The 19,603-nt window shown below is 63.6% G+C and carries 14 protein-coding genes; 4 read left to right on the top strand and 10 right to left on the bottom strand.

From position 1 onward, the window contains the following. Positions 1-128: 128 nt before the first annotated feature. From N7E70_RS10570 to N7E70_RS10555, 4 genes are all read left to right on the top strand, one after another. The gene (locus N7E70_RS10570) at positions 129-2,177 is read left to right on the top strand and encodes a type I secretion protein (protein ID WP_263006297.1); all 2,049 of its coding nucleotides are present in this window, start codon (positions 129-131) and stop codon (positions 2,175-2,177) included. A 621-nt stretch (positions 2,178-2,798) separates the two neighbouring features. Beyond that, entirely contained in the window at positions 2,799-4,688 is a 1,890-nt protein-coding gene (locus N7E70_RS10565; RefSeq protein ID WP_442866507.1) for a type I secretion system permease/ATPase, read from the top strand. A 12-nt stretch (positions 4,689-4,700) separates the two neighbouring features. Beyond that, positions 4,701-6,044: an HlyD family type I secretion periplasmic adaptor subunit gene (locus tag N7E70_RS10560; RefSeq protein ID WP_263006295.1), complete on the top strand. Its 1,344-nt coding sequence runs from the start codon at positions 4,701-4,703 to the stop codon at positions 6,042-6,044. A 35-nt stretch (positions 6,045-6,079) separates the two neighbouring features. Next, positions 6,080-7,702, top strand: a complete 1,623-nt coding sequence (locus tag N7E70_RS10555) for a GNAT family N-acetyltransferase (protein WP_263006294.1) — start codon at positions 6,080-6,082, stop codon at positions 7,700-7,702. 37 nt (positions 7,703-7,739) lie between these two features. Here N7E70_RS10555 and N7E70_RS10550 read toward each other — a convergent pair whose 3' ends face one another. The 10 genes from N7E70_RS10550 to N7E70_RS10505 form a co-directional block, all read right to left on the bottom strand. After that, entirely contained in the window at positions 7,740-8,546 is an 807-nt protein-coding gene (locus N7E70_RS10550; protein WP_263006293.1) for a 3-methyl-2-oxobutanoate hydroxymethyltransferase, read from the bottom strand. 43 nt (positions 8,547-8,589) lie between these two features. After that, the gene (gene iolB, locus N7E70_RS10545) at positions 8,590-9,402 is read right to left on the bottom strand and encodes a 5-deoxy-glucuronate isomerase (RefSeq protein WP_154386433.1); all 813 of its coding nucleotides are present in this window, start codon (positions 9,400-9,402) and stop codon (positions 8,590-8,592) included. A gap of 4 nt (positions 9,403-9,406) precedes the next feature. Then, positions 9,407-9,610, bottom strand: a complete 204-nt coding sequence (locus N7E70_RS10540; RefSeq protein ID WP_067958695.1) for a hypothetical protein — start codon at positions 9,608-9,610, stop codon at positions 9,407-9,409. Between the two features lie 148 nt (positions 9,611-9,758). Beyond that, positions 9,759-10,676, bottom strand: coding sequence for a myo-inosose-2 dehydratase (gene iolE / locus N7E70_RS10535; protein ID WP_182575638.1), 918 nt, complete (start codon positions 10,674-10,676; stop codon positions 9,759-9,761). A gap of 79 nt (positions 10,677-10,755) precedes the next feature. Next, positions 10,756-12,606 carry a 3D-(3,5/4)-trihydroxycyclohexane-1,2-dione acylhydrolase (decyclizing) gene (gene iolD, locus N7E70_RS10530; RefSeq protein ID WP_263006292.1) on the bottom strand — a complete coding sequence of 617 codons (1,851 nt, stop codon included), beginning with the start codon at positions 12,604-12,606 and terminating at the stop codon, positions 10,756-10,758. 61 nt (positions 12,607-12,667) lie between these two features. After that, positions 12,668-14,596, bottom strand: a complete 1,929-nt coding sequence (locus N7E70_RS10525) for a bifunctional 5-dehydro-2-deoxygluconokinase/5-dehydro-2-deoxyphosphogluconate aldolase (protein WP_263006291.1) — start codon at positions 14,594-14,596, stop codon at positions 12,668-12,670. 170 nt (positions 14,597-14,766) lie between these two features. Next, positions 14,767-15,756 (bottom strand): inositol 2-dehydrogenase, encoded by a 990-nt coding sequence (gene iolG / locus N7E70_RS10520; protein ID WP_154386436.1) that lies wholly within the window; start codon positions 15,754-15,756, stop codon positions 14,767-14,769. A gap of 153 nt (positions 15,757-15,909) precedes the next feature. Continuing rightward, positions 15,910-16,953 carry an ABC transporter permease gene (locus N7E70_RS10515; protein WP_182575635.1) on the bottom strand — a complete coding sequence of 348 codons (1,044 nt, stop codon included), beginning with the start codon at positions 16,951-16,953 and terminating at the stop codon, positions 15,910-15,912. Between the two features lie 28 nt (positions 16,954-16,981). Further along, positions 16,982-18,523 (bottom strand): sugar ABC transporter ATP-binding protein, encoded by a 1,542-nt coding sequence (locus tag N7E70_RS10510; RefSeq protein ID WP_442866517.1) that lies wholly within the window; start codon positions 18,521-18,523, stop codon positions 16,982-16,984. A 93-nt stretch (positions 18,524-18,616) separates the two neighbouring features. Then, positions 18,617-19,555 (bottom strand): substrate-binding domain-containing protein, encoded by a 939-nt coding sequence (locus tag N7E70_RS10505; RefSeq protein WP_067958671.1) that lies wholly within the window; start codon positions 19,553-19,555, stop codon positions 18,617-18,619. Between the last annotated feature and the right edge of the window lie 48 nt (positions 19,556-19,603).

The following is a 19,603-nucleotide window of genomic DNA, read 5'->3' as shown; positions in this document are numbered from 1 at the left end:
GTCGAATGATTTGCGACCAACAGCCAAACGAAACGGACTGCGCGGAGTTTTCCGCGCAGTCCTCAAACGTGACCGGCGGCAGCGCCTAGGCGCTGCTGTTCCGTTCGCAAAGGGCGGAGGCTAGGCAGATGAATTCCGTTTACTTGGACAAGGTCTCAGAAGCGATTGCCCATTTCGTCGGGCTGTTCGAGACAAACGTCGAGGAAGCGCGACAGAAGCAGGCCTATGACGGGTTCAGGGCGACCCAACAGGCCGAAGAGGAGCTTCCGGACCCGCAGACCGTCGCTATCAAGGTCGACGCCTCCCATACCCTCAAGGATTTCGATCCCAATGTGCCGTATCTGGGGCTGAGGCCCGAGATCGAGCAGATCACCGTCTGGTCGAAGGTTGCCTTCACCCCTCCGGACGTAGAGGTCCCCGACGGGCCGTTCCTCCACAATCTCACCCGCCTTCCCGATGGCAATACGGTTGGGTCGGGCGGCGTCGTCCTGCCTCAGATCGAGCCACCGGGCGATTTGGCCGCCATCGTCAACCAGGAAATCCGGCTGTCCGACAACGACTATGTCGGCTTCGGTGGCAGCGGGTTGAAGTTCACCCCGGCGGCGCTAGACAACAGTTCGCTGGACGAGTTGCAACAGGCCGCGGCCGACCTGTCGCCGATCGACGACCTGACGCTTCCAGGCACGACCGAAGAGATGACCACCTTCGTGACGACCGCCCAGGCGCGGCTCACCGGATTCAGTGGCGATGGCCATGGCAATGCGGAGGTCTTCACCACGAAGGGCGAAGCACTCGAAGGCACCTACTTCAATGGCCAGCTTGTCGACGAAGCCGACGTCCCGGACATGGAGGACTACGTCAACTTCCTCAAGGACGACGACGACGACGAAGAGGATGCAGGCGGCCCCGACGGCCCGCTCGACATCGACACGCCTCCGGACTCCGGCGACTTCATGGACGGCTGGGGCGACGGCACGGTGAACCCGAGCGTCGAGATCACCACCGGCGGCAACACCGTCATCAACAATGCTGTCGTGGTCAACGAATGGGTCTCGGCAGAGGTCATGGCCGTGATTGGCGACCATTACTCGCTGAACGCCATCGTGCAGATCAACGGCACATGCGATGCCGACAGCGTCGGCTCGGCGATCGGCGGCTGGCCGTTTGATCCAGGTGGCGAGAACGAGAGCTTCAACATCGCGATGTTCAAGCACATCGATCCTTCGGCAGGAGAAACCGACGCAACTCCCGACGCCCCGCCCAGCTTCCCCGCTTACTACGTGGTCACCGAAATTTCGGGCGACCTGCTGATGATGAACTGGATCGAGCAATACGCGTTCGTCATGGACAATGACATTGTCATCGCTTCCTCGTCCGGTGTGCAGTCGGTCGTTTCGACCGGCGACAACACCGCCTTCAATGGCCTCAGCCTGTACGAACTCGGCAGCTACTACGACCTCATCATAGTTGGTGGCAACGTCTACGACGCCAGCATCATCCATCAGCTCAACTTGCTGATCGACAACGACATGATCGGTGCCGTCGACGGCTTCGAGACGACTGGCGAAGGCTCCGCCTCGACGGGCGGAAACCTGCTGTGGAACCAGGCGAGCATCGTCAATGTCGGTGCAGGCACCTGCGAGCCGCTGCCGGACGGCTATGACACCGCCTCGGCTGATCTCGCTGCCGGCAACAAGGAACTGCCGACGTCCATTCTTCAGGACGCCGCCTTCGCCGGCATCGGCGTGCTGCGCGTACTCTACATCTCGGGCGACATATACAATCTGCAATACATCAAGCAGACGACCGTGGTGGGCGACAGCGACCAAGTAGCGCTTGCCATGAACGAGATGGTCGCCAATCCTGACGCGGATTGGACGATCGCCACCGGCGGTAACCAGTTGGTCAACGACGCCACCATCGTCGACGTCGACGGCTACTCCAAGATCTATGTCGGCGGTGACAGCTACTCCGATGAGATCCTGATCCAGGCCAACCTCGTGTCGAGCGAGCCGGATCTGGGAGGGCAGGACCCGGACACACTTGTCAGTGAAGCTGTGGCTTTCCTCGATGACAGCATTGGCGACGACACCGGCGACGCTTCCCAAGGCACCAACATCGCACCGCAAGCCGCAGATTCCGGATCGGCCGACGTCATGCAGCACATGCTGGGCTGAGCCGAATGAGAGGGGCGCAAGATGACTGACGACCGTGAAAGCTGGAGTGGTTTTCATAGTTTGCCTGATGAAGGCGACAACCAGGACAGTTCGCCGGCACCTCCGCGGACATCGGAGCCCAAGCCCCTGCCGCAGGCTCGGCTGTCGAGTGCAATAGCCCCCCAGGAGCAGGCGCTCGACAGGCTGGAACGCTACATCGACAACGTGGTGGGCGAGTTGCGTGACGCTGCCGGCGACAAACCGGCCGCTCAGGCAGAACGTAAGTCACCGGAAACCTCGACACCTACGCCGCAGGCTGCACAGGCAAGCGCCAGGCCGGCGGACCCGCATCAACCACCCCAGAGGCCATCAGAGCCCTCGATCATACCTCCTCCGGAGCGGAGCGCTACGGCTCAACGCCCCCCAGCGTCTGCCCCCGCCGAAACAGCGCCCGGCACGCCGCCGCATCAGGCTCAGCGTGCGGCTCCGGAGGAGCCCATTGCCGCGCCCCAGCCCCAGGCAGTTGCTCCTCAGGCCAGGCCTGAATCCAAAGAGGCGCCGCAACCGGCAACCACGGCGGCATCGGCTCCCCCTCGCCCCGACTTGCGGGTAAGTGAGCCGCAGGGACCGGCAAAGACTGAAATGAAAGATACGTCGATGCCGGTTGGCAAGGTGATCGACGCCGACAACGGCCCGATCAAGCCGAAGGAAAAACTGCCTGAAGCCAAAGGCCCGAACGGCGGCGACATCGACAGCGGCGGTGGCGGCGGTGGCGGCGGTGGCGGCGGTGGTGGCGTCTTCCACAAGCGCCTTGGCCCGATCGACTTCTCCGCTTCGCTGAAGACCGGCCTCAACGTCGTCAAGCGCAACCTGCTGATCGTCATGTTGTTCACTCTGGCCAGCAACGTGCTCGTGCTCGCAATCCCGCTCTATCTGTTCCAGATCTCCGATCGCGTGCTGACCAGCCGCTCGGTTGACACTCTGGTCATGCTGACGATCGTGATCGTCGGCGCCGTGATCCTTCAGGCGATGTTCGACGCGATCCGTCGTTTCATCCTGATGCGGACCGCCGTCGAGGTGGCCGCGCAACTCGGCGCACCGATCCTGAGTGCCGCGGCGCGCGCCGCGCTGCACAGCAACGGCCGTGAATACCAGACGCTCAGCGACCTCGGACAACTGCGCTCATTCCTCGTTTCGGGCACCTTGCTGTCCCTGCTGGATGCCCCGCTTGCCCCATTGTTCGTGCTTGCCGTGTTTCTTGTGCATCCGCATCTCGGCTTCATCGTCGTCACATCGGCGTTGCTGCTGCTCGTGATCACCATCATCAACCAGCGCTCGACGGCTGCCTCCTTCAGCGAAGCCAATTCGTTCCAGAGCAAGGCCAACCTGCATCTCGACTCGATGTCGCGGAATTCGCAGATCATCAACGCGCTCGCCATGATCCCGGAGGCCGTGCGCATCTGGGGCAAGGACACGGCCGGCTCGCTCAGGGCGCAAGTCCTCGCACAGGACCGCAACATCGCCTTCGCCGCAACATCCAAGGCAGTGCGGTTGCTGACGCAAGTCGCAATGCTCGGCTGGGGTGCGCATCTCGCCCTGGATGGCCATCTCAGCGGCGGCATGGTCATCGCCGCGTCGATCATCGCCGGCCGCGCTCTCGGCCCGATCGAGGGTGCCATCGAAGGCTGGAACCAGGTCGTACAATCGCGCGCCGCCTATGGCCGCATCGCCAGCCTGCTGCAGACGTCGCCGCTCAATTTCGAACGGCTGAACCTGCCGCGGCCAGAAGGCCGCCTCGACGTCGAACGCCTGCTGTTCGTGCCACAGGGCACCAAGCGGGTCGTGCTCAACGGCATCACCTTTGCCCTGGCCCCGGGCGACTCCCTTGCGATCATCGGCAATTCGGGCGCAGGCAAGACCACGCTCGGCAAGATGCTCGTCGGTTCTATCCTGCCGACGTCAGGCAACGTGCGTCTCGACCTGATGGATTTGCGGAACTGGGATCAGCGCCAGTTCGGCGAAAACATCGGCTATCTGCCGCAGGACGTTCAGCTGTTCCCTGCCACGATCAAGGCCAACATTGCCCGCATGCGCGAGGATGCCAGCGACGCCGATATCTACCAGGCGGCCATGCTCGCCGACGTCCACGAGATGATCGCCACCTTGCCGCATGGCTACGAGACCTTCGTCGCAGCCGACGGCGCACCGCTTTCCGGTGGCCAGAAGCAGCGTATCGCGCTCGCCCGCGCCTTCTTCGGCAACCCGCGCATGGTCGTGCTGGACGAGCCGAACTCCAACCTCGACGCCGCCGGCGACGTGGCACTTGCCCGTGCACTGCAGCACGCCAAGGACAACAAGATCACCGTCATCACCATCACGCAGCGTCCGGCACTTCTGCAGAGCGTCGACAAGATTCTGTTGCTGGTCAACGGCACGGTGGCCCTGTTCGGCAAGCGACAGGACGTGCTCCAGGCACTTGCCCAGCGCGGGTTGAGCATCGAGGGCGGCTCGTTCGGCCATCAGATTCCGTAAGGGGACAAAGTCATGAGCGATACGGCAATCGTCAAGGTCCACGACCTCGAATGGTACGCCGACGTGCCGCGCTCGATCGGCAAGCAGACCAAGATCGGCCTCCTGCTCATAGCACTCACTTTTGGCGGCTTCGGCACCTGGGCTTTCACGGCGCCGCTCGCCGCCGCCATCATCGCGCAGGGTTCGTTCGTCGCCGCCGGCCAGAACAAGATCGTCCAGCATCTGGAAGGCGGCATCATCAAGGAACTGCTGGTTAGCGAAGGTGATGTCGTCACCTACGACCAGCCTCTCGTCCGCCTCGATGAAACGGCAGCCGAAGCCAGCGAGCGTCAGCTCTTCCTGCGCCAGGTTCGCCTTGATGCCATCGCTGCGCGGCTGAATGCCGAGATCAGTGGAGCGGTGAACATCTCGTTTCCAAAGAGCGTCACCGACAACCTCGATGACCCCGAGATCAAGCCGATCGTCGACGGTCAACAACTGACCTTTGACGCCGCACGCAGCAAGTTGCAAAGCGAGATCGGCCTGCTCAAGCAGAACATCGCCGCCTTTGTTTTTCGCTCGGGCGGCTACGAAGAACAACTGGGCGCTGTGCGCCGGCAATTGGCGCTGATGAAGGAAGAATATGCCGGCAAGAAGTCGCTGCTCGACAAGGGGCTGTTGCGGGCCACCGAAATCAAGGCGATCCAGCGCGCCATGGCCGATGCCGAGGGGCAGATCGGCCGCCTCGCCGCCCAGGTTTCCGAGATCGGCGCCGAGGTCATCAGGCTCGACCAGCAGATCAAGCAGGCAGAAGAAGCCTACAAGCAGGCCGCGCTCGAGCAATTGCAGAACCTGGAGGGCGACCTCGATACCATCCGCGAGCAGCTTCGCCAGGCGAAGAGCATCCTCAGCCGCGTCACCATCAACGCACCGGTCGCCGGCACCATCGTGCGCATGTATTACCACACATCGGGCGGCGTCATCGAAAGCGGCAAGCCGATCGTCGAGATCCTGCCGTCGGACGTGCCGCTGGTGATCGAGGCGCTGATCTCCCGCACCGACATCGACAGTGTCCGTGTCGGCCAGAAGGCCACGGTACAGCTTACCGCGCTCAACCGGCGCACCACGCCGGTGCTCGACGGCCAGGTGATCTATGTCTCCGCCGACGCGCTGCCGGACACGTCGGGTCCGGTCGCACGCGAAGTCTATGTCGCTCGCGTCAGCCTGTCGGCGGACCAGATCTCGCGCGTCCATGGCTTCTCGCCGACGCCCGGCATGCCCGCCGAGGTGCTGGTCCAGACCGAGGAGCGGACATTCTTCCGCTATCTGACCAAGCCGATTGCCGACAGCATGTCGCGCGCCTTCATGGAACGTTGAGCGAAGGGGAAACCATGTCATCGAGGGGGACAGAGATGCAGGTCGACGTCATTACCGATGTTGAAACGCTGGCCAAGATGCGGCAGGACTGGGAGCGCCTGTACAAGGCCGATCCGGAGGCGCAGTTCTTCGTCTCCTGGGCCTGGCTGGTGCCCTACATGCGTTTCTACAAGGGCGCCTGGTTCGTGCTTGCCGCTCGCCTCGGCAACCCGGGATCGCCCTATGTCGCGCTCATGCCGTTGCGTATGCGCACCCGCATGAGCGGCAAGACCGGACTATTCTTCAACGAGATCAGCATGGCCGGCAACAATGCCGCCGACTACACCGGCGCCATCTGTGATCCCGTCCATGCCGAAATGGCGTTGAAGGCCTTCGGCCGCCACGTTGCCCAGATGGGCTGGGCGCGGCTCAATCTCGAAAACCTGCGCATGTCGCGCGAGCGCGTCTTTGCCTTCATCGGCCAGTTCTCGCGCGACATCTTTGCCATGCGCGAGTTCAGCCGCGTCAATGCCGCCGACAATGTCGACAACTGCCGCTGCTTCGCGGCCGCCTTGCCCGACACATTCGACGGCTATCTCGACAATGTGCTCAGCACGAACACCAGGCAGAAGCTGCGGCGCTTCCTGCGCAAGGTCGATGCGGGGGAATTGCGCATCACCCGCGCCGATGCCGACACCTATGAGCGCGACATCGACACGCTGCTCGACCTTTGGCGGATAAAATGGGGCGCCCGCAAGGGCGACCGGCTCGCCGCCATCCTGCACAACAATCGCCGCGTGCTACGGGACAGTTTCCGAAACGGCACGCTTTACCTGCCGGTCCTGTGGCAGGGCGACCGGCCGCTGGGTGGGCTCGCCATCTTCGTCGATCCGGTCAAGAAGGCGTTGCTGTTTTTCATGGCCGGCCGAGACGAGGCCGTCACCTCCGTCCCCACCGGCCTGATCCTGCACGGCCACTGCATCAAGCTGGCGATCGAGAACGGCCTCACCACCTATGATTTCTTGCGCGGCGACGAGCCCTACAAATTCGCCTTCGGTGTGACCGAGAGCAAGATCAACTGCGCCCAGATCTACACAAAGAGCGGACGCAACAACGGTGATCGCCTCGATACCCGGTCGCTCAACGGCATCTTCGCCGAGGTCACGCGTTTGCATCAGCAGGGGCAGCTGGAACGGGCGGAAAACGGATACCGCCAGATCCTCGCCACCGACGCCACTTATTCCCGCGCGCTCTACGGCATCGGCCAGCTTTTGTCGGCCAAGGGCGAACACCGCGAGGCGCTGGTCCACTACCAGACGCTCGCCAATTCGGTGCCGACATCGGCCAAGGCCTGGCTCAGGCTTGGCATGGAGCTGCAGGCGCTGTCCCGGCACATCGAAGCGGCGGAAGCCTTCCGCAAGGTGCTGTCGCTCTCACCCGATTTCGCCGGCGCCGAATTCTCGCTCGCCAAGAGCCTCGCAGCACTCGACCGCATCGAGAACGCCATCGAAACGTTGGAAGCATTGGAGCACAAGCTTGAAGCCGCCTCGCGCGACGACACGCTGCTGGCCAAGACCAGGATCATGCTCAAGCGGCTGAGACTTGAACCCAGGCCGAGCTACATCATGCTCAACCCCGATCGGAAGTCGGTGACGCGCGTTCTGAGTACGGCGCTTTAGACGCCGGTATGCGAACCGAATTCCGGAGCGGGCAGGTCTAGGCCTGCCCGCTCAGAAAATCCTCGACCTTGCGCAACTCGTCGGCGTCGATGCCGACCATATGGCTTGCCGCCGGATAGACACCGCTGGAAATGTCGCCGGCGTATTCCCAGAACGCCGCGATCCGCTCCTGCTGGATGCGGTCATATTCCACGGCCAGGTTGCGATACACCTTGGCGTGGCGCGGATAATGGCCGCGATTGAGCCCGAGCACGTCCTCGGCAAACAGATATTGCGCATCGCACCCCGCACCCGCGCCCATCGAGATCAGCACAAGCGAGGTCCGCCTCGAGATCGCGCTCGCCACCTCGGCCGGCACCACCTCGATCTCGGCAGCGAAGGCGCCGGCGTGCTCGAGATCCTTGACCTGCTTCCACACCAGCGCCGCCATCTCAGCCGTCTTGCCGACGGCCCTGAAGCCACCCGTCCAGGTCGAATGCGTCGGGATCAGCCCGACATGGCCGCAGACCGGGATATGTTCGTCCGCCAGCCGGCGGATGGTCCCGGCGCTCGCCGAGCAGTAGACCGCATCGGCGCTCGCTGCCTTGAGCTTCACCGCCGTGCGCAGGATTTCGTCAGATGTCGCCCCCATCATGCCGTACTCGTCGCCCGGAACGGCAAAGCAGGTAGGTGCTGCATCGCGGAAGCGCGGGTCGAGCATCAGCGCATAGGTGACGGACAACAGGTCGATGCCGGCGCGCTCGGCCGCCTCCGCCTCCTCCAGCGACGTCACCCGCAGCTTCGACAGTTGCCTCTTGCCTTTCAACGCGCGCAGATCCGCGACCGTTGGCCTGTTGCGTGCCATCGTTTCGTCCTCGCTCCTGGAATATATTGGGCTTTCTGACGCCTCAGGCCTTCAGAAGCCACTCGTGCTCTTTGGCGTTGTGGAACTTCCAGGTCCGCTTCGGCCCCGCCATGACATTGAGATAATAGAGGTCGTAGCCGTGGCAGGCAGCGCAAGGGTGATAGCCCTTGGGCACCAGCGTCACGTCACCATCCTCCACTGCCATCGCCTCGTCGATCTCGCGATGCCCGGCATCGTTGAACTCGGTGTAGACGCGCTGGAAGGCAAAACCCTGCGGCGGGTTGAGCCGATGGTAATAGGTCTCCTCCAGCAGTGATTCAGCGGGAAGATTGTCCTCGTCGTGCTTGTGCGGCGGATAGCTCGAGGTGTGGCCGCCTGGTGTGATGACCTCGACCACCAACAGCGAATCCGCCGGATCGCCTTCGGGCAGAATGTTGGTGACGTAGCGTGTGTTGGTGCCCTTGCCGCGCGTTTCCTGCTTGACGTCGTCGGGACCTATCACCCGTACCGGCAGGTTTCCGCCGAGGCCGGGAGCCGTGCAGACGGCGAGCTCGACATTCGTGTCGGCCCTGACCGACCAGTCGCCGCCAGCCGGCACATAGACCGACCAGGGCTTGCCTTCGAAGGGCGACATGCGCTCGCCGAGCATGCCGAGATCGTCCTCGCCGACCCGCACATGCGCCTTTCCCGAAACCAGCACCAGGCAGGTTTCGCGGTCGGCCGTCCAGTCGCCGAAGGTATCGCCGGGTTCCAGCTTGTGCAGGTCGAAACCGACATAAGTCCAGCCGGCGGATTCAGGCGTGACGTGCGTGACGCGCCCGGTGCCGTGCTTCGGCTTGATCAGCAGTCTCGACATCTCGTCACTCCTTGTCGGTGGCGGCGTCGTCGCCAGGCTTGTAGGCGATGAGGAACTGGTAGGCACCGAGCGCAGCCATGCCGCCCGCGAGCGTGCCCCAGAATGCGGATCCGGTGGCAAACTCGAAGATCGACCAGGCGGCGCAGAAGCCGACCAGCGCTATGCGCCTCCACAACGGGCGAAGGAACGGATGGTTCTGGTCGTTCATCAATTGCGTGTTGCCTCGCCGATCAATTTCTGCGGATGGTAACCGGCCCCCGCGCGACGCTCAAGCACTACGCGCCGCGCGTCGGAGCCCCGCAAAGGACGCCGTGATGGAGGCAGCCATCCCGACAAATCGACGCCGACTTTCGGGGTCATGCGGCGGGAAAGCCCTGTGTTTCCACCGTGTAGCCCGCCGCAGTCATCACCCGCATCAACTCGGCATGACCGACCTGAGCCATCTTCAGCGGCGGGCTCTTCTTCGGGTCCTGCTCTGCCTCGACGACGAACCAGCCCTCATAGCCATGGTCGGCGAACTTCTGCACGATCGCACCGAAATCGAGCGAGCCGTCGCCCGGCACGGTGAAAGCGCCCAGGGCCACCGCGTCGAGGAAGGACTGCCTGGTCCAGTCGAGCGCCTTGATGACGTCCAGACGCACGTCCTTTACATGGACGTGGCTGATGCGCTTGTGGTGGCTGTCGATGGCACGCAACACGTCGCCACCGGCAAAGGCGAGATGGCCGGCATCGAGCAGGAGCGGGATGCCCTCGCCCGACTGCTTCATGAAGGCATCGAGCTCGTGTTCGAACTGCACCACCGCAGCCATGTGGTGGTGATAGGACAGAGGCATGCCCTGCTCGGCGCACCACTCGCCGAATGCGGTCAGCTTTCGGGCATAGGCCTTCATCTCGTCGTCGGAGAGTACAGCCTTGGTTGCCAGCGGCTTCGAGCGGTCTCCCTGGATCGAGCGGCCGACCTCGCCATAGACGATGCAGGGGGCATCGACCGCCTTGAACAGTTCGATCATCGGCTGGATGCGATCCTTGTTGGCGGCGAGGTCGTCGTTGACGAGCGTGCCCGAGAACCAGCCGCCGCACAAAGTCACGTCCGCCTTCTTCAGGATCGGCAGCATCTCCTCAGGCGTGCTCGGAAACCGGCGTCCCTGCTCCATGCCGGTAAATCCAGCCGAGCGCGATTGCGCCAAGCATTCCTCCAGCGACACGTCATCGCTCAGTTCCGGAAGGTCGTCGTTCCACCACGCGATGGGGGACATGCCCAGTTTGGCTTTCACTTCAGTTCTCCAGTGTCATTCTCTGCCGTCGCAAAAGACAGCCTCAATTCGCTACCATCAGCGCCAACATCACAACCCCTCAATCCCCCACCCGCTGCAGCTTCAGTTTTTCCTCATAGCCCTTACGCGCGGCATTGACCTCGGCGCGTGCGCTCACCTCGGGCACGGCAACGTCCCACCAGTGCCCCCCCTCGCCGGTCGAGATCAGCGGGTCTGTGTCGATCAACACAATCGTGGTTCTGTCGCTCTTGCGGGCGCGGTCGAGCGCGGCCTCCAGGTCGGCAATCGACGCTGCCTTCTCCGCATTGGCGCCCAGGCTTTTCGCATGCGCGACGAAGTCGATATCAGGCAATATCTCATGCTTGGAGTCGCGCAAGAGGTTGTTGAAGTTGGCGCCGCCAGTGGCCATCTGCAGCCGGTTGATGCAGCCATAGCCCCTGTTGTCGAGCAGCACGATGGTGAGCTTGAGACCCAGCATGACAGACGTCGCAATCTCGGAGTTCAGCATCAGATAGGAGCCGTCGCCGATCATGATGACGACCTCCTTGTCAGGCCGCGCCATCTTGGCGCCCAGGCCGCCCGCAATCTCGTAGCCCATGCAGGAGAAGCCGTATTCGGAATGGTAAGAGCCGGGTTCGCCCGCCTGCCACAGCTTGTGCATCTCGCCCGGCAGGCCGCCAGCCGCATGCAGCACGATGACATCGCTGCCCAGCGTGCGCTGCACGGCGCCGATCACCTGAGCGTCTGAAGGCAATGCGGCATTGGTCGCCGCCGTCACCTTGGCGGCTGCCTTGCGCCACTCGGCCTTGCCTGACTTGGCGTCCTCTGTCCAGGTCACAGGCGCCTTGTAGCCGGCGACGGCGGCGCCGAGCTCCATGAGACCTTCCCTGGCATCCGCCACCAGCGGCAGGGCCATGTGTTTGCCCGCGTCGAAGGGCTGGACGTTGAGCCCGATGATGGTCTTGCCCGCGTTCTTGAACAGCGCCCATGAGCCGGTGGTAAAGTCCTGCAGCCGCGTGCCTACGGCCAGAACGACGTCCGCCTCCTCGGCAAGCCGATTGGCCGCCGCTGTGCCGGTGACGCCGACCGCCGCCATGTTCAGCCCATGCTCGTCTGATAGCGCCGACTTGCCGCCTTGCGTCTCACAGACCGGGATGCCGGTCGCCTGGACGAAGCGGTCGAGTTCTTCCGAAGCACCGGAATAGAGCACGCCGCCACCGGCGACGATCAGCGGCTTCTTCGCCGCTTGAAGCACCTCGGCAGCGACAGCCAGTTCGTCGCGGTCCGGACGCGGCCGGCGTGGCGTCCACACGCGCTCGGCAAAAAAGCTCTCGGGATAGTCATAGGCCTCGGCCTGAACGTCCTGGCAGAGCGACAGCGTCACCGGCCCGCACTCGGCCGGATCGGTCAGCACCTGCATGGCGCGCGCCAGCGCCGGGATGATCTGCTCTGGACGGGTGATGCGGTCGAAATAGCGCGACACCGGACGGAAGCAGTCATTGGCGGATACCGTGCCATCGCCGAAATCCTCGACCTGCTGCAGAACCGGGTCGGGCACGCGGTTGGCAAAGACGTCGCCGGGCAGAAGCAAAACCGGCAGGCGGTTGACATGGGCGAGTGCCGCCGCCGTCACCATGTTGACCGCGCCCGGGCCGATGGAGCTCGTCGCCGCCATCACGCGCCGCCGAAAGTTGGTCTTGGCAAAGGCGATCGCCGCATGCGCCATCGCCTGCTCGTTGTGGGCGCGATAGGTCGGCAGTTCCTCGCGCACCTGGTAGAGCGCTTCGCCGAGACCGGCGACGTTGCCGTGGCCGAAGATCGCCCACACGCCACCGAACAAAGGCACCATCTTGCCGTCGATCACGGTCATCTGCCGTGTGAGATAGCGCGTCAGCGCCTGCGCCATGGTCAGGCGAACGGTCTTGGTCATCGTCTTCTCCTCCCGCTTCAGCGGCGCATCCTGAGATGCCGACCTCGCCTCAGCTGTCTGTTTATGCCGCCCGACGACCGCGCGCGGCAAGCCATGCCTTGGTCAGCTGCTCGAAACGCTGGGCCATGTCGTCGACTGCCGCCTGGTCATCCATGCGGCCGGCCATCCACTCTTCCGCCGCGTGGGCAAAGATGCTGCGCCCGACGGCGAACCCCTTGACAACGGATGCGTCAGACGTCGCGGCGAAGGCCACTTCGAGCTCGGCCAGCGGTGCCTCGAGCCCAAGCAGCACCACGCCACGGCAGTAGGGATCGTTGGTGGTGATGACCGCCTCGATCTTCTGCCACGCGGCGGCCGAAGCCTGCGGCTCGAGCTTCCACCAGTCGGGCTTGATGCCGAGCGCGTAGAGTTCTTCCAGAGCGCGCGGAATGGTGTTCTCGTCGAGCTTGCCGTGCTTGCCGGCGATGATTTCGATCAACAGCTCACGGCCGACCTTTCGCGCGGCCTCGAACAGGGTGCGCAGCTTCTGCTGCTGCTCGGCCTTGAGCTCAGCGGAATCGTCGGGATGGTAGAAGCACAGGCACTTGATGCAGTGCTCGACCGGCCACTCCACCAGCTGCGAGCCGATGTCCTGCGAGAATTCGAAACGCAGCGGTCGCGACCCCGGCAGCTCCACCGGCCGTCCCAGCCAGGAGAAGGGATGGCGGGCGAATTCGAACATCGCATCGCGACCAAACTTCTCGTCGATCAACATGCCGTAGCCGTCGCGGCCATCGGCAACCTTGGCCGCCGCTTGCACAGCCAGCACCTTGAAGTCGCGGACACGCTGAGCATCCGCACCCGTGCGAGCGGCGATGTCTTCCAGCTGGATGCGGTGGTCGCAGGCGAGCGCCATCATTGACGGGATCTCATGCCGGCGCGTGGTTGCCCAATGCACGTGGTTGATCGCCTCGTCCTTGCGCAGCGCGCGTTCCTTGCTGCCGTTCCTGAGGAAGAATTGCAGCTCGTCGAAGGTCGGGATCTCCGGCGAGCAGAGCAGACGCGACACGGCGAAGGCGCCACAGGCATTGGCCCAGGTCGCCGATGTCGCCAGGCTCTCGCCGCCCAGCCAGCCACGCAGGAAACCGGACATGAAGGCATCGCCCGCACCCAGCACATTGTAGACCTCGATCGGAAACCCCTTGCCGACGATGCCAGCCTCGAGATCGTCCGAGATCGCCCCGCCATAGACGATGCAGCCCATCGGCCCGCGCTTCAGCACGATCGTCGCGCTGGACAGCGAACGGATGGTCTTCAGCGCGGCGAGCAGCTCGCTTTCGCCCGACGCGATCATCACCTCTTCCTCAGTGCCGACGATCAGGTCGCAGTCGCCCAGCACACCCTTGATATGGTTCGACACCTTGTCGGACGCGATGTAGCGGCTTTCACCGGCGGCGTGGCCGGCAAGGCCCCAGAGGTTCGGGCGGTAGTCGATGTCGAACACCACCTTGCCGCCGCTTTCCTTGATCAGCTTCATCGCCTTGCGCTGGGCGGCATCGGTGTTGGGCCGCGAGAAATGCGTGCCCGTGACGACGATCGCCCGCGCCGACTTGATGAAATCGGGGGCGATGTCGGCTTCCGACAACGCCATGTCGGCGCAGTTTTCGCGATAAAAGATCAGCGGAAACGTCTTGTCGTTCTCGACCGAAAGAAGCACCAGCGCCGTCAGCCGCTCCTTGTCGGTGACGATGCCGCCGTCTGATACACCCTCGCGCAGCATCTGCTCGCGGATGTAGCGGCCCATATGCTCATCGCCGACGCGGGTCAAAAGCGCCGAGCGCAGCCCGAGCCGCGCCGTGCCGATGGCGATGTTGGCGGGGCAGCCGCCGACAGACTTGGCAAAGGACGCCACGTCCTCCAGCCGCGATCCGGTCTGCTGGCCGTAGAGATCGACCGAGGCGCGCCCGATGGTGATGACGTCGAGTGTAGGCTGGTTCTTGGGGTCGGTCATTTTGTCCTCCCGGTCGCTCCGCCGCGCCGGCCTGCCCTGAGATCAGTTAGCAGGCCACACAATGCAATTTCAATTCCAATTGTCTGTCATCAGGAATTTTTATTCCATCAACAGATTGTGGCTGTGCGCCCCGAGGCCAATTGCCCCGAGGCGACTGTCCGCCCGTTGGCTTAGAGCCGTACGGTCTTGCCGTCCTTGGCCGACTTCAGCGCCGCATCGGCCAGCTTCAGCGCCATCAGGCCGTCCTTGCCGTCGGGCGAGATCCTGGCACCCTTGGTCACCGAAGCGACGAAGGCGGCGATCTCGGCGGCATAGGCTTCGGTGTAGCGGGTCATGAAGAAGTCGTGCAGCGGCGGGCGAGTATAGCCCTTGCCGTTGGCGACCTCGATTGAAACGGCGCGCTGGTTCTCCGCCGCCACCATGCCATCCGAACCATGCACCTCGATGCGCTGGTCATAGCCATAGGTTGCGCGACGCGAATTGGTGATGACGCATTGCTGGCCGGTCGCGGTCTCCAGAATGACACTGACGCTGTCGAAATCACCGAGCTCGCCGATCTTCTTGTCGACCAGCACCGAGGCGGTTGCCGTCACCGCCACCGGTTCGGCACCGAGCAGGAAGCGGGCCATGTCGAAGTCGTGGATGGTCATGTCGCGGAAGATGCCGCCCGAACGCGTGATGTATTCGGCCGGCGGCGCGCCGGGATCGCGCGAGGTGATCACCACCTGCTCGACCTTGCCGATGGCGCCGTCGTCGATCGCCTTGCGCACAGCGGCGAAATGCGGGTCGAAACGCCTGTTGAAACCGACCATCAGCGTGCCGCCGGCCTTCTCGACCACGGCAAGGCACTTTTCGACACGCTTGGCGTCGAGGTCGATTGGCTTTTCGCAGAACACCGCCTTGCCGGCGAGCACGAAGCGCTCGATCAGGTCGGCATGGGTGTCGGTCGGCGTGCAGATCACCACCGCGTCGATGTCGGCCGCTTCCTCGATCTGTTCGATCGTACGTACGTCGCAGCCGTAGGCCTCGGCGAGGTCGTTGGCCGCCTTTTCGAAGGCATCGGCCACCGCAACGAGCTTGGCCTGCGGGTTGGAGGCCACGGCCTTGGCGTGGACCTTGCCGATGCGGCCTGCGCCGAGGACACCGAACCGAACTGTCATGACAACCTCATTTCCTTGGCCCGCGCCGTCCGGGCTGCAATCTTGATCTTTGGGGAGGGGCCGCCCGCCGACGGGAAGCCGGGCGGCCTGATTCTGACATGATCCCGAAAAGTGGAAACCGGTTTTCGGATAAGATCATGTCCAAAGCACTCTTTACGCCTTCTTGCGCTTGTTCTGGCGATGCTGGTCGATGATCACGGCCGCAACGATGATGATGCCCTTGATGATTTCCTGATAGTAGGCGCCGACCTTGAGGAAGGTGAAGCCCGAAGTCAGCACGCCGAGGATGATCGTGCCGATCACAGTGCCGGTGATGCGGCCGACGCCGCCCGAGAGCGAGGTGCCGCCGATGACCGCAGCAGCGATGGCGTCGAGTTCATAGGCCACGCCCATGCCCGGCTGGCCTGAGGCGGCGCGGGCCGCGGTCATCACGCCGGCCAGTCCCGACAGCAGACCGGCAATGGCATAGACCTTGATCAGGTGGCCGCCGATATTGATGCCCGAAACGCGTGCCGCCTGCGGGTTGGCGCCGATGGCATAGGTGAACTTGCCGTAGCGTGTGTAGGTCAGCGCGATGTGGCAGATGACGGCAACCAAGAGGAAGATGATGACCGGCAGCGGCAGCGGAAAGCCGAGGATGTTGAAGCTCTTGCCAAACCAGGTGAAGCTGTCGTCGAGCAGCGCCACCGGCTGGCCGAGCGTATACCATTTGGCGAGGCCGCGCGCCGACACCATCATGCCGAGCGTGGCGATGAAGGGCGGTATCTTGGTCCGTGCTACCAGGGAGCCGTTGACGATGCCGGCGAGAAGGCCGACGCCGAGGCCGGCGAGGATCGCCCAGATCGGCGACATGTCGGTCAGCGCGGGATAGACGGCGCGCGGATTGGCCGATGTCTGCGCCAGGCTCGCCGCGACCATGGCGGCGAGACCGACGACCGAGCCCGACGACAGGTCGACGCCGGCGGTGATGATGACCTGGGTCACTCCGACCGCGATGATGCCGATCACCGACACCTGCAGGATGATGATCGACAGGCGCTGCTTGTTGGCGAGGAAGCTGTCGCCGACGAAGATCCAGCCAAGAATCTCGAAGACGATGGCGATACCGATCAACACGCCGAGGATGGACACCTCCGGCGGCAGGCGCTTCTTGCTTCCGATGACGTTTGCGGGACCCGCAATCTCGTTCGTCGACATGGTTCTTCCACCCTTGAGCTGATTGGCGTCAGTGCGACGCGAGTTCCATGATCTTGACCTGACTGGCCTCGGCGCGGTCGAGGAAGCCGGTGACGCGGCCCTCATGCACCACCATGATGCGGTCGCTCATGCCCAGGCACTCGGGCATCTCGGACGAGATCATGACCACCGCCACCCCCTGCCCGGCGAGCTTCGAGATCAGGCGGTGGATTTCGGCCTTCGCGCCGACATCGATGCCGCGCGTCGGCTCGTCGAGGATGAGGATCTTCGGCTTGGTCAAAAGCCAGCGCGCGATCAGCACCTTCTGCTGGTTGCCGCCGGACAGGTTGATGATCGGCTCGGCCATGTCTGGGGTCTTCACCCTCAGCGCCGCGCTGATCTCGACCGAATCCTTGCCGAGTTGTTTTTGCTGCACGAAACCGTTCTTGACATAGTCCGACTGCAGCACCGCCATCTGGGTGTTTTCCTGGATGTCGAGCAAGAGGAAGCAGCCGGTTTCCTTGCGGTCCTCGGTCAGGAAAGCCATGCCGTGCTTCATAGCCGTGGCCGGGCTGTCGACACGGACCGTCTTGCCGAACAGCTCGATGGTGCCGGCGTCCGACGGCGTCACGCCGAAGATCGTTTCGGCGATGTTGGAGCGGCCCGAGCCGACGAGACCGGCAATGCCGAGGATTTCGCCTGAACGCACGTCGAATGAAACGTCGGAGAAGACGCCCTTCAGCGTGAGCCCCTTCACCGACAGCACGACGTCGCCGATCGGCACCTCCTCCTTGGGGAACATCTGGGTGATCTCGCGCCCCACCATCATGCGGATGATGTCGTCGCGGGTCACCTCGGTCGACGCCTTGGTGGCGATGTACTTGCCGTCGCGAAACACCGAGAACTCGTCGGCGATCTCGAACAGCTCGTTCATCTTGTGGGTGATGTAGATGATGCCTTTGCCCTGGGCGCGCAGCGCACGGATGATGGTGAACAGGTGGTCGACCTCGCGCTCGGTCAGCGCCGAGGTCGGCTCGTCCATGATCAGCACGTCGGATTCGTAGGACACCGCCTTGGCGATCTCGACCATCTGGCGGCTGGCGACGGTCAGCGTACCCACCTGAACCTCGGGATCGATGTCGATGTTGAGGCGCTTGAACAGGTCTGATGTCTTGCGGCGCATCTCGCCATGGTCGACGAAGCCAAGCCGGGTCAGCGGCTCGCGGCGGATCCAGATGTTCTCGGCCACCGTCATCGGCGCCATCAGGTTGAGTTCCTGGTGGATCATGGCGATGCCGTGTTCGAGCGCATCGAGCGGCCCCCGCAGCTTGATGTCTTCGCCGCGCAGCTTGAAGCTGCCGGAGTCGGGCGTGTAGATTCCGGCCACGATCTTCATCAGCGTCGACTTGCCGGCGCCGTTCTCGCCCATCAGCGCATGTACGCTGCCGCGTTTCAGACGCAGCTGGACGTTGTCAAGGGCGACGACACCCGGGAATTCCTTACGAACGTTTTCGACCTCGAGAAGATAGCCGCCATCCACCGCGGCACCGCCCGCAGGCGCCGCTTCCATCCTACCGGTGCTTTGCATGATTGGTCCTCCCAGGCCGGCCCGACTGTTGCGCGGGTCAAGGTCCTCTTGGGGAAAATGCGCCGCCGTTTGCGACGGCGCATTGGTCAGATCATATCAGTTCTTGGTGGTGTACTGGTCCATATTCGCCGGGGTTACCAGCTCGAACGGCACCCAGACGGGCGACGTCACGGCTTCGCCCTTGGCGAGCTTCATGGCGGTTTCGACCGCACCGCCACCCTGGGCGGCGGCGTTCTGGAACACGGTCACATCGAGGTCGCCGGCCTTCATGTAGGCGAGCGCTTCCTGGGTCGCATCGACGCCGGCCACGATCACGGTCTTCATGTCCCAACCGGCCGCCTTCATGGCGTTGATGGCGCCGATGGCCATGTTGTCGTTGTTCGAGATGACGGCGTCCGGCTTGTGGCCGGCGGCGATCCAGTTGGTCATCAGGTCCTGTGCCTTGACCGGATCCCAGCCAGCGGTCTGTTCGTCGATGACGTTCAGCTTGACGCCGCAGTCGCTGCCGGCGTTGACATCATGGATGTCCTTGGTGCGCATCACAGCCGCCTGGTTGGCGAGGTCACCGACCATGATCAGGATGCCAGCCTCGGTCTTGCCGGCTTCCTTGAGGATGCGGCAGACTTCCTTGGTCTCAAGCGTGCCGGAATCGACTTCGTTCGAACCGACGAAAGCACCCTTGGCACCGAGCGCGCCGACGTCGATCGGCTCGCGGTTGACGTAGACGATCGGAATGCCGGCGTCGGTGGCAAGCTTGGTCATCGGCCCGGTGGCCGAGGTGTCGACCGGATTGACGATGATGGCGTCGACCTTGGCGGCGATGAAGTTCTGGACCTGGCTGAGCTGCTTGTTGACGTCGTCGTCGGCGATCTCGATGACGACCGGCTGGCTGGCGTCAGCCGCGGACTTCTCGATACCCTTGCGCAGGACGGTCAGGAAGGTGTCAGAATTGGCCATGCTGACGCCGATATCGCCGGCAAACGCAGTGCCGGACATCAGCGCGGTCATGGCTACGCCGAGCAGGAATTTCCTCATGTTCACTCTCCTCCAACAATGGTGCCCGGCTGCACCCCGATGTGCCGG

Origin of the sequence: Aminobacter sp. NyZ550 (assembly GCF_025628925.2) — a bacterium.
GTDB lineage: Bacteria > Pseudomonadota > Alphaproteobacteria > Rhizobiales > Rhizobiaceae > Aminobacter > Aminobacter ciceronei.
The sequence above is the reverse complement of the archived record's forward strand: the minus strand, read 5'-3'. Positions and strand labels throughout refer to the sequence as shown.

What these genes read in the sequence shown, in the direction of transcription:
- N7E70_RS10540 (WP_067958695.1), bottom strand. Translation starts at nt 9,610, where the DNA reads ATGAACGACCAGAACCATCCGTTCCTTCGCCCGTTGTGGAGGCGCATA.
- N7E70_RS10550 (WP_263006293.1), bottom strand. Translation starts at nt 8,546, where the DNA reads ATGGCACGCAACAGGCCAACGGTCGCGGATCTGCGCGCGTTGAAAGGC.
- iolB (WP_154386433.1), bottom strand. Translation starts at nt 9,402, where the DNA reads ATGTCGAGACTGCTGATCAAGCCGAAGCACGGCACCGGGCGCGTCACG.
- N7E70_RS10555 (WP_263006294.1), top strand. Translation starts at nt 6,080, where the DNA reads ATGCAGGTCGACGTCATTACCGATGTTGAAACGCTGGCCAAGATGCGG.
- N7E70_RS10525 (WP_263006291.1), bottom strand. Translation starts at nt 14,596, where the DNA reads ATGACCGACCCCAAGAACCAGCCTACACTCGACGTCATCACCATCGGG.
- N7E70_RS10515 (WP_182575635.1), bottom strand. Translation starts at nt 16,953, where the DNA reads ATGTCGACGAACGAGATTGCGGGTCCCGCAAACGTCATCGGAAGCAAG.
- N7E70_RS10560 (WP_263006295.1), top strand. Translation starts at nt 4,701, where the DNA reads ATGAGCGATACGGCAATCGTCAAGGTCCACGACCTCGAATGGTACGCC.
- N7E70_RS10570 (WP_263006297.1), top strand. Translation starts at nt 129, where the DNA reads ATGAATTCCGTTTACTTGGACAAGGTCTCAGAAGCGATTGCCCATTTC.
- N7E70_RS10505 (WP_067958671.1), bottom strand. Translation starts at nt 19,555, where the DNA reads ATGAGGAAATTCCTGCTCGGCGTAGCCATGACCGCGCTGATGTCCGGC.
- N7E70_RS10565 (WP_442866507.1), top strand. Translation starts at nt 2,799, where the DNA reads ATGAAAGATACGTCGATGCCGGTTGGCAAGGTGATCGACGCCGACAAC.
- iolG (WP_154386436.1), bottom strand. Translation starts at nt 15,756, where the DNA reads ATGACAGTTCGGTTCGGTGTCCTCGGCGCAGGCCGCATCGGCAAGGTC.
- iolD (WP_263006292.1), bottom strand. Translation starts at nt 12,606, where the DNA reads ATGACCAAGACCGTTCGCCTGACCATGGCGCAGGCGCTGACGCGCTAT.